The organism is Paraburkholderia sp. J8-2, from assembly GCF_905220195.1.
Classification (GTDB): Bacteria; Pseudomonadota; Gammaproteobacteria; order Burkholderiales; family Burkholderiaceae; genus Paraburkholderia.
This window is the reverse complement of sequence record NZ_CAJMZA010000001.1, coordinates 843,092-855,707: the sequence shown is the minus strand read 5'-3', so window position 1 is coordinate 855,707 and position 12,616 is coordinate 843,092. Positions and strand designations below refer to the sequence as shown.

Here is a 12,616-nt window from a genome sequence, read left to right as displayed (position 1 = left end):
TCATGTCGAGTCCTTCCACTCCCGTTGCGGTCGAGCCGGCGCAGGCGAGCGAGCGTGCGCGCATCTCGCGCATGCGTCTCGCGCTAGGCGCGGTCGCTCTCGTGCTGGCGGCTGCCGCCGGCTACTGGTTCTTCGTGCTGCGCTTTGTCGAGACCACCGACGACGCCTACGTGGGCGGCAACGTCACCGTGATGGCGCCGCGCGTGAGCGGCTTCGTCTCGGACATTCCCGTGCAGGACAACCAGCGCGTACACGCGGGCCAGGTCCTGCTGCGCCTCGACTCGCGCGACTATGACGCGAAGCTTGCCCAGGCCAACGCGGAGTTGGGTAGCGCGCGCGCCGCAGTCGACGAACTGCAGGCGAAGCGTACGTTGCAGGAAGCGGTGATCAACCAGCATCAGGCCGAAGTGCGCGCATCGAATGCGGAACTCACGCGCAGCGCTCAGGACCAGACGCGTTACCGCGAACTGGTGAAGGACGACGCGGTATCGAACCAGCTGGTCGAGCGTGCGGATTCCGACTACGCGAAGGCCCAGGCATCGGTTGCGCAAAGCGGCGCAGCGGTGCTGGCGGCGCAACGCCAGCTCGACGTGCTGGCCGCGCAGATCAACGACGCACAAGCGCGGGTCGCGACCGCCGAGGCCAACCAGCGCCTCGCACAACTGAACGTCGAATACACGACGCTGACCGCGCCGGTGGACGGCTACATCGGCAACCGTACGGCGCGCGTGGGCACGCTGGCCAACGTGGGTGCGCCGCTGCTCACCGTGGTGCCTGCCACGGGTCTGTGGGTGGACGCGAACTTCAAGGAAGATCAGTTGAAGAAGATGCACGCGGGCGATCGTGCCGACGTGACGCTCGACGCAGCCAGCGGCACGTTGCACGGCACCGTGGAAAGCCTCGCTCCTGCCACTGGCGCGACCTTCAGCGTGCTGCCGCCCGAGAACGCCACGGGCAACTTCACGAAGATCGTGCAGCGCGTGCCGGTGCGCATCCGCATTGACGCCAATACGTCCGCGGGCCTGGAAGGCGCGCTGCGGCCCGGTCTTTCGGCGACCGTGAAGGTGCATCTGTCCGAAGCGCACTGAAGAGGTCACTGCGATGAACGCCACTACCAGCGCCGACCCGACGCTCGCTCCCCATCTCCAGCCGATGGCGCAACGCGCCTTCGCCTTCGCGCTGATGTGCATCGGCTTCTTCATGGCCACGCTCGACATCCAGATCGTCGCTTCGTCGCTGCGCGACATCGGCGGTGGTCTTTCCGCGAGTCAGGACGAGCTTTCGTGGGTGCAAACGGCTTATCTGATTGCCGAGATCATGGTGATCCCCATGTCGGGCTGGCTCTCGAAGGTGTTCTCCACGCGCTGGCTCTTCGTGGCCTCCGCGGTGGGCTTCACGATCACGAGCATGCTGTGCGGCCTTGCCTGGGACATCAACTCGATGATCGTGTTTCGCGGCCTGCAAGGCGCACTCGGCGCGGCGATGATCCCCACCGTGTTCACCACGGCCTTCGTACTCTTTCCTGGCAAGCAGCGTCTCGTTGCCTCCACAACCATTGGCGCGCTCGCTTCGCTCGCGCCCACGCTCGGCCCCGTGATTGGCGGCTGGATCACCGATCAATGGTCGTGGCATTGGCTCTTCTATCTGAACCTCGTGCCGGGCATTGCGGTGGCGGCGCTGGTGCCCAAGTACGTGAACATCGACAAGCCCGATCTTTCGCTTCTCAAGCGAGGCGATTATCTCGGCATCGCGCTCATGTGCGGCTTTCTCGGCTGCCTCGAATACGTGCTGGAAGAGGGCCCGCGCAAGAACTGGTTCGGCGACGACGTGATCGTGGCCTGTACGTGGATCTCGGCGATCTGCGGCTTTCTCTTCATCGTGCATGCGCTCACGGCGAAGGACCCGATCGTCGATCTGCGCGCGCTGCTCGTGCGCAACTTCGGCATTGGCAGCCTGCTTTCGTTTGTCACGGGCATCGGCATTTTCGTGGCGGTCTATCTCACGCCGCTCTTTCTTGCGGAAGTGCGCGGCTACAGCTCGCTGCAAATCGGCTTGTCGCTGCTTTCGGTGGGGGTGTTCCAGTTGCTCGCACTTGGCGTTTATGCCTTCGCTACGCGTTTTTTCAGCATGCGCGCGCTGATGCTGTTCGGGCTGATCTGCTTCGGGCTTGGCTGCTACCTGTATGTGCCGCTCACGCACGACTGGGGCTGGCAGCAGTTCCTCCTGCCGCAGGCGCTGCGCGGCATTGGCCAGCAGTTCGCCATTCCGCCCATCGTCACGATGTCGCTCGGCTCACTGCCGCCTTCGCGGCTCAAGTCGGCGAGCGGTCTCTTCAATCTCATGCGCAATCTGGGTGGCGCAATCGGCATTGCCGTTAGCGCGACGATGCTCAACGACCGGCTCAACTTCCACTATCTACGCCTGAACGAGAGCGTGAGTGGCGGCGTGCCGCAGGTGCAGTTGCTGCTGGCGGGCCGCGCCGTGTACTGGCAGTCCGTGGCGGGCAATGCGATCGATGCCGCAGAAGCCGGGCTCGCACAGCTGCACGCGCTGATTCTGCGCGAGGCGCTCGTGATGACGTTCTCCGATACGTTCTTCGTGCTCTCGCTTTGCTTCCTGGTCGCCATTGCGAGCGTGGCGTTCTCCAAGCCGATTTCGCTGGGCGCGCCGCCGCCCGACGCCCATTGAGGTGCTTCATGCCAACCCCGACCACTCCTGAACGCTCATCGAAGCCCATGCGCCTCGTGCTCTCCCTGCTTTCTGCCGCCGTACTCGTCGCGTGCGCGGTGCAGCCCGCGCAGCATCCCGACCTGAGCGCCACGGTGCACGAAACGGCGCCCACGGCATGGCGTATCGACGCGCCGCACGACGCCATCGAGGCACGCGCCTGGTGGGCGCAGTTCGGCGATCCGACGCTCGACACGCTGCTCGCCACGGTGCTCGAAGGCAACCTCGATTTGCAGGCCGCCGCCGAGCGCGTGAAGCAGGCGCAAGCGATCACCACGCAAAAGCATGCGGCGCTGCTCCCGCAACTCGACTTCACCGCGCACGGCGCCTATGAGCGGCAGAACACGCCGCCGCCGCTTGGCTACGTGAAGCAGGCGGGCGCGGGGCTCGCGCTGAGCTGGTCGCCCGACGTATTCGGCGGCGAGCGGCTCGATCTGCTCGCGGCGCAAGCGAATCTCGTGGGCCAGAAGCATGCGCTCGATGCCGTGCGTCTCGCGCTGGCGGCGAATACGGCATCGGCGTATGTCGATCTGCGCTACGCACAGGCCGAGTTGAAGATCCTTCAGGACAACCTGGAGATTCGCAAGCGCACCTTGCTGCTCACGCAAGACCGGTTGAAATACGGCCTCTCCACGCAACTCGACGTCGCGCGTGCGCAAACGCAGCTAAGCGAACTGCAGGCACGTATCCCGCGCGCGCAGGCCAGCATCGACCATCAGTTGAACCTGATCGCGGTGTACACGGGGCGCACGCCGGAGTCGGTGGCGCAACTCGCGCTCGCGCAAACCGCGCCCATTCCTGGCGTGCCCACGAGCGTGCCGCAGATGCTGCCTTCCGAAGCCCTGCTGCGCCGCCCCGACGTGCAGGCCGCTTACGCTACCGTGCAGCAGCGCGCGGCGGAAGTGGGCGTGGCACGCGCCGAGCGCTATCCGAAGTTCACACTCAATCTCACGGACGGCATTCTCGCGGCGTCCTACCTCGGCATGCCCACGCTCACCGATAACCTCTTTAGCGCGGCGATCGGCGCGACGAGCCCGATCTTCAACGCGGGGCGCATTACGGCCGACATCGATCAGAGCGAGAGCCGCATGCGCGAGTCGCAGCTGAATCTGCAACAGACCATGCTGCAGGCTTTGCGCGAAGTGGAAGACAGCCGCAGCGATCTCGTGAGCACGGCCAGCCAGACGCAGCAGTTGAACGACGCGCTGGCTTCGTCGGCGCAGTCGCTCAAGCTTGCCAACCAGCTTTACAAGGGCGGTGCGACTGACTTTCTCGACGTGCTGAACGCGCAGCAAACCTTGCTCGCCGATCAGGACCTGCTCAACGACGCGCAGCGCGAGCGCGCGCAAGCGGCGGTGGCGCTGTACCGGTCGCTCGGCGGCGGATGGAGCCAGAGCGGCGACGTCGTGCTCGCGCAGGAAACGCCCGCGCACGGCGGCTGAAGGTCACGGACAACGTCGTGACCGCGACCTCAAGCGCCGGAAGCCGCCTCGCGCGCAAGCGAGCGCCACTGCGCGGGCGTCATGCCCACGTGGCGCTTGAAGCCGCGCTGGAACGCGGCGTCCGACTGGTAGCCCACGAATTCGCCGATCTCCGCCACGCTCTCGTTGCCTTGCGCGAGCATGCGGCCCGCGAGCGTCATGCGGATATCGGTGAGCACGTCGGCGGCCGAGCGGCCGATGGCCTCGTCGAAGTGCCGCGCAAACGTCGCGCGCGACATGTGGCAAAGCTCGGCCAGCTCGGGCAGCGTCCAGGGCTTGCCGGGCGTTTCGAACATGGCGTCGATGGCCGGTTGCAGACGCGGGCGCTGCGCGAGCGCGAGCAGGCCGCGCGGCGGGGCGTCGCCGGCGCTGGCATAGCGCAGCGTGAGCCCGAAAAGCGCGCCCGACAGATGGTTCACGAGCGACTCGCTGCCAGGCGCCGCCTCATAGGCTTCGTCGCGCAACAGCGCGATCAGGCGCACGAGACGTTCGGGCGGCTGAGCGCCATCGCGCGCGCTATGCACGACGAGGCGCGCGGGCAGATTCTCGCGCAGCAGGCGCTGCGGCACGGCCGGCAGCAGGAAGCGGCCGCACAGCACGTCGGCCGCGGCGCCTTCGCCCGCATTCGTTTCGACGGTCACGCCGTTTTCCGTGCGCGTGGCGACGGCGGCGGGCGCCGCGCCGCTGCCATCGTGCAGCACGTGCGCGCTGCCCGACGGAAACAGCACGATGTCGCCCGCATGCAGCGCGACGGGCGCGCCGTGCGCATCCTCCACGATGGCGCGTCCGGCAATCAGCACGTGATAGCGGATCTCGCGCTCTTTCGCCCCGGGCTCATCGATTCGCCAGGGCGCGCCGAAATGGCAGCGCACGTCGAGGCGGCCGGCAACGGGCATCAGCGCGAGAAGGCGGCTCAGCAGATCCATGGTGGGCGAGTGAGACGAATGAGCATGAAGTCGCGCCATTCTGGCATTAAAAGCGCGATGGTGCGCGCATACACTGCATCCATGCCATCGACGATGGCAACGCGATACAGACACCCGTTCGCGACCATGCAACGTTAAAGGAGCAAAACATGTCCCGTCTTTCCGCCATCAAGCCTGAAGCCGCTACCGGCGCCGCCGCCGAAATCTTTGCGAAGATCCGCAAGGCCGTGGGCAAGGTGCCCAACGCGTACGCCACGATCGGCACACATAGCCCCGAAGCGCTGGGCGCGCTGCTCAACGTCGAAGCCGTGATCGCCGCTGGCACACTGTCCAAGCCCGACGTCGAAGCGATCAAGCTCGCGGTGAGCGAAGTGGCGGGCTGTGATTACTGTCTTGCGGCGCACACGCTGGCGGGCAAGTTCGCAGGCCTCGCGCCGGAAACGATGAAGGCGGTGCGCGCAGGAGACGCGACCGGCGACGCAAAGCGCGACGCGCTCGTGCACTTCGTTCGCCTGCTGGTGACCACGCACGGCACAGTGCCCGAAGCGGAAGTGAGCGCCATTCGCGAAGCCGGTTATACCGAGCGCCAGATCGTGGAAATTGCGCTCGCCGTGACGTCGATTACGTTCACGAACCTCGTGAACCGCATCAACGATACGACGCTGGATTTTCCGGCCGCGCCGTAATGTAACGGCAACAGTTTTACCCACCCCGCGTGCGCTGGACACGACATCAATCGTGCCAGCGCACGCGAGCGCATGTTCGACAAAATCGTTTGAAAGTGTGCATATGCATACTTAGAATGTAAGTGGAACGGCGTACACCAAAGGAGAGTTGTCCATGAGCAAGCTGAATTCGCGCGAGATCGTTTTGTGCCAGCCGGTGCGTACGGCAATTGGCGGTTTCAACGGTGCGTTCAAGGGCGTTCCCGCCACGGAGCTAGGCGCGGCGGCCGTGCGCGAAACGCTCGCGCGCGCGAAGCTCGATCCCGCGCGGCTCGGCTCCGTGGTGCTCGGCAACGTGATCCAGGCGGGCAACAAGATGAATCCTGCCCGTCAGGCCGAGCTTGGCGGCGGCGTGCCGGTTCAGGTGCCCGCGCTCACGGTCAACCGCGTGTGCGGCTCAGGCGCGCAAGCCATTGCGAGCGCCGCGCAGGAGGTGATGCTGGGTCTTGCCGATGTTGCGCTCGCGGGCGGCATGGAGAACATGGACCGCGCGCCGTATCTGCTGGACGGCGGCCGCTGGGGCTATCGCATGGGCAACGCCGAGATTCACGACAGCATGCTGCGCGATGGTCTCGTCGATGCATTTTCGGGCCAGCATTCGGGCTGGCATACGGAAGACCTGGTGACGCAGTCCGCGCTCACGCGTGCCGAGCAGGACAACTGGGCCGTGCGTTCGCAACAGCGCTTTGCTGCCGCACAAGCGGCGGGGCGCTTCAAGGAAGAAATCGCCGCGGTGGAAGTGAAGGGCAAGAAGGGCATGGAGCGCATCGATACCGACGAAGCGCCGCGCCCCGACACGACGCTCGAAGCGCTTGCAAAGCTGCGTCCCGCGTTTCGCCCGGACGGCACGATCACGGCGGGCAACGCGCCGGGCCTGAACAGCGCGGCGAGCGCGATGCTCGTGGCCGAGCGCGGCTTCGCCGAAAGCGAGGGACTCTCGCCGATGGTGAAGCTCGTGGCGTGGGGCGTGGCGGCGGTGGAGCCGGGCATGTTCGGCCTTGGCCCCGTGCCCGCCGTGCAACTCGCGTTGGGGCGCGCGGGCTGGTCGCTTGCCGATGTCGATCGCTTCGAGATCAACGAGGCATTCGCGGCGGTGCCGCTCGCGGTCATGAAGCAGCTTGGCATTCCCGAGGACATCGTGAACGTGGAAGGCGGCGCGATCGCGCACGGTCACCCGATCGGCGCGACGGGCGCGATTCTCACCACGCGTCTCGCATGGTCGATGCAGCGCGACGGGCTGCGTCGCGGTGTCGTCACGCTTTGCATCGGTGGCGGCCAGGGTATCGCGCTCGCGCTCGAGAAAGTATGATGGCCGGGCCACGTGAGGCGAATTGGACTGGGATACAGGCGGGGAACACGATGACGAAGCGGATCACACGCGAGGAATGCAACTGTTTTGCGCTGCGGCAGGCGGCACGTTTCGTCACGCAGCTTTATGAGCGGCACCTCTCGCAGGCGGACGTCACGGCCGCGCAGTTCACCATCCTCTCGCGCCTCGCGGGACGGCCCGACGCCACGGCCGCCGAACTCTCCGACGACCTCGTGATGGACCGCACGACGCTCGTGCGCGCGTTAAAGCCGTTGCAGCGCGACGGCCTCGTGCTCACGGCGGCGGCCGAGCACGACACGCGCACGCTGGTCTACCGTCTATCGGCTGCGGGCTTGCGCCGCTACGACAAGGCGCACGCGTTATGGCTCGAAGCGCAGGCCGAGTTCGAGCAGTACATGAAGCGCGACCGCGCGAAAGCGTTGCGCTCCGAACTGTTCGCACTCACGAAAGCGGCAGCGGGCTGACACTCCACTTACGCAAGCACGCGTTTCGTAAGCCCTTCAGGCAAGGCGGCCACGCCAGCGATCAGATCTGGCGCGAAAATGGCATCATGAGCATCCCAGGAGTCTGACGCTTTGCCGCCGGGTTCTCATGAGACGATATCGACCGCCGCCGCCCAACTTTCTGCGTGACCACGCGCACCCAGCCTGGCGCGATATGGCGTTGACGACGCTGCCCGTGGCCCTGTTCTGCGCGGTGGTCGTCGGTCTTGTCCTCTGGCTCGTCGACCCCGCGCCGCCGCGCACGATCACGATCAGCGCGGGCCCTGCCGACAGTTCCTTCATGCAGATGGCGCAAGCCTATCGCGCGATCCTCGCGCGCAACGGCGTGAAGCTCAAGATCCTCGAATCGGACGGCTCGGTGCAGAACCTGCAGCGCCTGCTCGATCCGAAGCAACGCGTGGACCTCGCCTTCGTGCAGGGCGGCGTGGCCGACGGTGTGGACACACGCTCGCTCATGTCGCTTGGCAGCGTGGCATATCTGCCTATCATCGTGTTCTATCGCGGCTCGGGTCTCACGCGCCTCGCCGACCTCAACGGCATGCGCATCGCCATTGGCCGAGTGGGTAGCGGCACGCGCGAGCTTGCGCTCAAGCTGCTCTCCGCGAATGGCATCGACCCGGGCGGCGACTCCACCTTCCTGCCGCTCGACGGCATGGACGCGGCCACGGCGCTTGTCTCGGGCCGCGTCGAGGCCGCCATGCTGAGCGGCGACTCGACCACGCGCGCGCTGATGTTGCGCCTGCTCGACATTCCCGGCATTTCGGTCATGAGCTTCGGCGAAGCGGCTGCTTATACGCGGCTTTTTCCGTACCTGGACGACGTCGACCTGCCGCCTGGCGTGCTCGATTTGCGCAGGCGCCAGCCACGCGAAACCGTGCATCTGATCGGCCCGACCGTCGAACTCGTCGCGCGCGACACGCTGCATCCCGCGCTCTCCGATCTGCTTATCGAAGCGGCGGGCGAGGTGAACGGCGCGCCCGGACTGCTGCAGAGAGAAGGCCAGTTTCCGAGCCCGGCGGTGCATGACTTCCGCGTGAGCGAGGACGCCATGCGCTATTACAAGTCGGGCAAGAGCTTTCTCTATCGCGCGCTGCCGTTCTGGCTGGCGAGCGTGACGGACCGCTTGCTGGTGCTGCTGCTGCCGTTGGCCGTGCTCGTGATCCCCGCGTTGCGCACGATACCGGCGCTGTATCGCTGGCGCGTGCGATCGCGCATCTATCGCTATTACGGCGCGCTCATCGCCATCGAGCGCGACGCGCTCAACCATACGAACGAAGAAGAACGGCGCGCGCTGGTCGAGGAACTCGATGAGATCGAACGTTCGCTCAACACGCTGCGCATGCCGCTCGCGTACGCCGACGCGTTCTACGTGCTGCGCGAACACGTGGGTTTCGTGCGTATGCATTTGAGTGCAAACGAGTCGCAGTCGCACTCGAACGCGGTCTGATCGGCATTCACGATATCGTTGCTGTCAACGTTGCTTTCGCTCGCATTGATGCACGTCGCGTAACCATGGTGTTGAAACATATCTTCCATTGACACCCCGAGTCTTGCCCCTTTATTTTTGTGTAGCACGCCGTAGCGTTTTGGAGATTGTGCCGTTCGCCGCTAGTTGTGAGTCGTTTGCGAATATTCCATTGCTACGCATATCAGAACCACTGTTCGTAACCGGGAGGACCATAACGTGAAAACATCCGGTGCAAGCCAGCGCCTTGCCTGGCTCGTGTGTGCCACACTCGCGGGTGCGCCGCTTTTCGTGGGACCGCTTGGGCCCACTGCCGCGCTTGCGCAGAACGCGACGCATCTTTCCAGCCAGCAGCTCGACTCACTTACCGCGCCGATTGCGCTCTATCCCGACGCGCTGCTCGCGCAGGTGCTGATGGCCGCCACGTTTCCGCAAGACGTGTCCGCCGCCGCCGCGTGGACGAAGTCCAATCCGAATCTCAAGGGCGACGACGCAGTGAAGGCCGTGGCCTCCGAGCCTTGGGACCCGAGCGTGCAGTCGCTCGTGGCGTTCCCGCAAGTGCTCGAAACCATGGCGTCGAAGCCCGACTGGGTCCAGCAGATCGGCAACGCGTTCCTCGCGCAGCCCAACGATGTGATGGACTCCGTGCAGCGCCTGCGCGTGCAGGCGCAGAAGGCGGGCAACCTCAAGTCCAACGAGCAGCAGAAGGTCGTGGTCCAGCCGGCTTCGGGCACCTCGACCACGCAGACCATCGTGATCGAGCCTGCGAATCCGCAGGTGGTCTATGTGCCGACTTATAACCCCACGGTGGTCTATGGCGCGTGGCCGTATCCGGCCTATCCGCCCGTGTATATGCCGCCGCCTCCGGGGTATGCCATTGCCTCGGGTTTCGTGAGCGGGCTCGCGTTCGGTGCGGGTATCGCGGTCGCGAACTCGTTGTGGGGTGGCTTCAACTGGAACAATCATGACGTGAACATCAACGTCAATCGCTACAACAACATCAACGTCAATAACCGCATCAACTCGACCAGCGGTACGGCGAACTGGAATCGCAACACCAATGTCGAGCGTCGCCAGAACTACAACAACGCGAACCTGAGCGGTCAGCGCAACCAGTACCGCGGCTATGACCAGTCGCGCCAGCAGGCCATGCAGACCTTGCAGAACCGCACCGGCGAGAACGTGAGCGGCAATGCCCAACAGCGGTTGCAGGGCATCCAGGAAGGCGGCCGGCCGAATGCCGGCGGCGCTAACGGGCCGAACGGCAATCGTGGCAACGAACTGAACAACCGCGGGCAAAACGGTGGGCAAAACGCGAACCGTGGCAACGAACTGAACAACCGTGGGCAAAACGGCCCGCAAAACGCGAACCGTGCGAACGACCTCAACAACCGTGCGCAGAACACGAATCGCGACAACGCGTTACGCGGCGCGGGCGACGGCGCTAATGCGCGCCTCGATCAGCAGCGCGGTCAGCAAAGCCGCACCGCGTTCCAGGGCGGCGGCGGTGGCGGTGGCTTCCATGCCGGCGGCGGCGGTGGCGGCGGCTTCCATGGCGGTGGTGGTGGTGGCGGCGGGTTCGGCGGTGGCGGGGGTGGCGGCGGGCGTCACTTCGGCCGTCGATAACGTTGAATCTCATGAGGAGTCTAGAAATGATCCGCATTTCCGCACGCCGCCTGCCGCAGGACTACGCGCTCGCGCTCGGCACGGCACTCGCGCTTTTTGGCGCGCCCGCGTTGCTGCCGGCCCCCTTCGGCGGCGCCGCTTACGCACAAGCCGTCTTCGCCACGCCCGAAGCTGCCGCGAACGCGTTCACCGACGCACTCGCGACCAACGACCAGGGCGCCATGAAGCACGTGCTCGGCAACGACTTCACCACGTTCATTCCCACGCAGAGCATCGGTCAGGACGATATCGACGACTACCTTGGCGCCTGGGCGAAGGGCCATCGTGTCGTGCCCGACGCCACGCCGGTTGCCGGCAAGGCGAGCGCTCACGTCGAGGTGGGCGACAGTGGCTGGACGCTGCCCATCCCGCTCGTGCAGTCGGGCAAGGGCTGGCATTTCGACCCGCGTGAAGGCGCGAGCGAAATTCTCACGCGCCGCCTTGGCCGCAACGAGCGTGCAGCCATGCTTACCTCGCTCGCCTACGTCGACGCGCAGAACGACTATCGCAAGCTCACACAGCACTACGCGCAGCGGCTCGTAAGCACGCCGGGCAAGCACGACGGTCTCTACTGGCCGGTCGAGCCGGGCGAGGCCGAAAGTCCACTCGGACCACTCGCGGCAGCCATGCCGGGCAATGCGAAGATCACGCCGAAGGACGGATATCACGGCTATCACTTCCGCATTCTCACCGCGCAGGGGCCGCACGCCAGCGGTGGTGCGCGCAGCTACCTCGACAATGGCGATCTGAGCGGCGGTTTTGCGCTCGTGGCCTGGCCGGCGCAATACGGCAAAACGGGCGTGATGAGCTTCATCATCAACCAGGACGGCCAGCTCTATCAGAAGAACCTCGGGCCGAATGGCGCGCATACGGCGGAGGCGATCAAGGCGTTCGATCCCGACTCGTCCTGGCAGGCCACGAAACCCTGAGCGGCGATTCGCCGTCCGCCGGGCGGCATGATTGCTGACGTCGTTCTCTGACAGACGCTTCACACGGAATTCGGGCACAATCCAGCCACGGCGACGTGGCTGTCGCCCGAAGCGGGCTTTGGCCAACGGAAGCGGAGAGGTCGGGCATGCGGCTTGCTCGAACTTCCCCGCACTCTCATTCGTGTGGAGATAACCAAATGCAACGACGCAACTTCATGCTAACGGCGGCGGTGACCCTTGCCTCGGGCGGCCTCACGCTCGCAGGCTGTACCACGACCACGGATACGACCTCCACGGCGTCGCAGAACATGTCCAAGCGCCAGTCGATCGACGCGTCTGTGGATGGCACGCTCTCGCGGCTGTTTTCGACCGTGAAGGGCTCGCACGAGCTTCTTGCGAAATCGCGCGGCGTGCTGGTGTTCCCCGAAGTGCTGCAAGCCGGCTTCATCGTCGGCGCGCAGTATGGCGAGGGCGCGTTGCGTGTGGGTGGCGCGACCGTCGGCTACTACAGCACCGCGTCGGGCTCGTTCGGTCTGCAGGCCGGCGCGCAGTCGAAGGCGCTCATCTTCGCCTTCATGACGCAGGACGCGCTCGACAAATTCCGCGCGACGGATGGCTGGGCCGCGGGCGCCGACGCTTCGGTCGCGCTCGTGACCGTGGGCGCGAACGGCGTGATCGATACCAACACGGCCACGCATCCGGTGGAGGCCTTCGTGCTGACCAACGCGGGCCTGATGGCCGATGTCTCGCTGGCGGGCACCAAGGTCACGCGTCTGAATATCTGACGCCGCACGTTCCGGTAAAAAGCGCCGGATCATGTAAAAAGGGCAAGGCGTTAAGCCTTGCCCTTTGTCGTTTCCTGGCG

Annotated in this window: 11 protein-coding genes; 10 read left to right on the top strand and 1 reads right to left on the bottom strand. The window is 65.4% G+C overall.

Going from position 1 to position 12,616, the window contains the following annotated elements; genetic code table 11:
- Positions 1-2: 2 nt before the first annotated feature.
- The 3 genes from U5A52_RS03685 (at position 3) to U5A52_RS03675 (ending at position 4,169) form a co-directional block, all read left to right on the top strand.
- Entirely contained in the window at positions 3-1,088 is a 1,086-nt protein-coding gene (locus U5A52_RS03685; protein WP_321933975.1) for an HlyD family secretion protein, read from the top strand.
- Positions 1,089-1,152: 64 nt separating this feature from the next.
- Positions 1,153-2,688: a DHA2 family efflux MFS transporter permease subunit gene (locus tag U5A52_RS03680; RefSeq protein WP_321914473.1), complete on the top strand. Its 1,536-nt coding sequence runs from the start codon at positions 1,153-1,155 to the stop codon at positions 2,686-2,688.
- A 47-nt stretch (positions 2,689-2,735) separates the two neighbouring features.
- Positions 2,736-4,169 carry an efflux transporter outer membrane subunit gene (locus U5A52_RS03675; protein WP_415773535.1) on the top strand — a complete coding sequence of 478 codons (1,434 nt, stop codon included), beginning with the start codon at positions 2,736-2,738 and terminating at the stop codon, positions 4,167-4,169.
- Positions 4,170-4,198: 29 nt separating this feature from the next.
- Here the strand turns inward: U5A52_RS03675 and U5A52_RS03670 are convergent, their stop codons facing one another.
- Positions 4,199-5,134, bottom strand: a complete 936-nt coding sequence (locus U5A52_RS03670; RefSeq protein WP_321914425.1) for an AraC family transcriptional regulator — start codon at positions 5,132-5,134, stop codon at positions 4,199-4,201.
- A gap of 149 nt (positions 5,135-5,283) precedes the next feature.
- Here U5A52_RS03670 and U5A52_RS03665 point away from each other — a divergent pair, with 149 nt between their 5' ends.
- From U5A52_RS03665 to U5A52_RS03635, 7 genes are all read left to right on the top strand, one after another.
- Positions 5,284-5,820: a carboxymuconolactone decarboxylase family protein gene (locus U5A52_RS03665; protein WP_321933973.1), complete on the top strand. Its 537-nt coding sequence runs from the start codon at positions 5,284-5,286 to the stop codon at positions 5,818-5,820.
- 154 nt (positions 5,821-5,974) lie between these two features.
- Positions 5,975-7,168 carry a thiolase family protein gene (locus U5A52_RS03660; RefSeq protein WP_415773451.1) on the top strand — a complete coding sequence of 398 codons (1,194 nt, stop codon included), beginning with the start codon at positions 5,975-5,977 and terminating at the stop codon, positions 7,166-7,168.
- 50 nt (positions 7,169-7,218) lie between these two features.
- On the top strand, positions 7,219-7,653 hold the full coding sequence (locus tag U5A52_RS03655) for a MarR family winged helix-turn-helix transcriptional regulator (RefSeq protein ID WP_321914423.1): 435 nt from the start codon (positions 7,219-7,221) through the stop codon (positions 7,651-7,653).
- A gap of 127 nt (positions 7,654-7,780) precedes the next feature.
- On the top strand, positions 7,781-9,139 hold the full coding sequence (locus U5A52_RS03650) for a TAXI family TRAP transporter solute-binding subunit (protein ID WP_321933972.1): 1,359 nt from the start codon (positions 7,781-7,783) through the stop codon (positions 9,137-9,139).
- A 237-nt stretch (positions 9,140-9,376) separates the two neighbouring features.
- On the top strand, positions 9,377-10,783 hold the full coding sequence (locus U5A52_RS03645) for a DUF3300 domain-containing protein (protein WP_321933971.1): 1,407 nt from the start codon (positions 9,377-9,379) through the stop codon (positions 10,781-10,783).
- 26 nt (positions 10,784-10,809) lie between these two features.
- Entirely contained in the window at positions 10,810-11,751 is a 942-nt protein-coding gene (locus U5A52_RS03640) for a DUF2950 domain-containing protein (RefSeq protein ID WP_321933970.1), read from the top strand.
- A gap of 197 nt (positions 11,752-11,948) precedes the next feature.
- Complete coding sequence (locus U5A52_RS03635) at positions 11,949-12,536, top strand: YSC84-related protein (protein ID WP_321914419.1); 588 nt, start codon at positions 11,949-11,951, stop codon at positions 12,534-12,536.
- Positions 12,537-12,616: the final 80 nt, after the last annotated feature.

Coding starts and splice junctions, on each gene's coding strand:
- U5A52_RS03685 (WP_321933975.1), top strand. CDS start 3: ATGTCGAGTCCTTCCACTCCCGTTGCGGTCGAGCCGGCGCAGGCGAGC.
- U5A52_RS03680 (WP_321914473.1), top strand. CDS start 1,153: ATGGCGCAACGCGCCTTCGCCTTCGCGCTGATGTGCATCGGCTTCTTC.
- U5A52_RS03675 (WP_415773535.1), top strand. CDS start 2,736: ATGCGCCTCGTGCTCTCCCTGCTTTCTGCCGCCGTACTCGTCGCGTGC.
- U5A52_RS03670 (WP_321914425.1), bottom strand. CDS start 5,134: ATGGATCTGCTGAGCCGCCTTCTCGCGCTGATGCCCGTTGCCGGCCGC.
- U5A52_RS03665 (WP_321933973.1), top strand. CDS start 5,284: ATGTCCCGTCTTTCCGCCATCAAGCCTGAAGCCGCTACCGGCGCCGCC.
- U5A52_RS03660 (WP_415773451.1), top strand. CDS start 5,975: ATGAGCAAGCTGAATTCGCGCGAGATCGTTTTGTGCCAGCCGGTGCGT.
- U5A52_RS03655 (WP_321914423.1), top strand. CDS start 7,219: ATGACGAAGCGGATCACACGCGAGGAATGCAACTGTTTTGCGCTGCGG.
- U5A52_RS03650 (WP_321933972.1), top strand. CDS start 7,781: ATGAGACGATATCGACCGCCGCCGCCCAACTTTCTGCGTGACCACGCG.
- U5A52_RS03640 (WP_321933970.1), top strand. CDS start 10,810: ATGATCCGCATTTCCGCACGCCGCCTGCCGCAGGACTACGCGCTCGCG.
- U5A52_RS03635 (WP_321914419.1), top strand. CDS start 11,949: ATGCAACGACGCAACTTCATGCTAACGGCGGCGGTGACCCTTGCCTCG.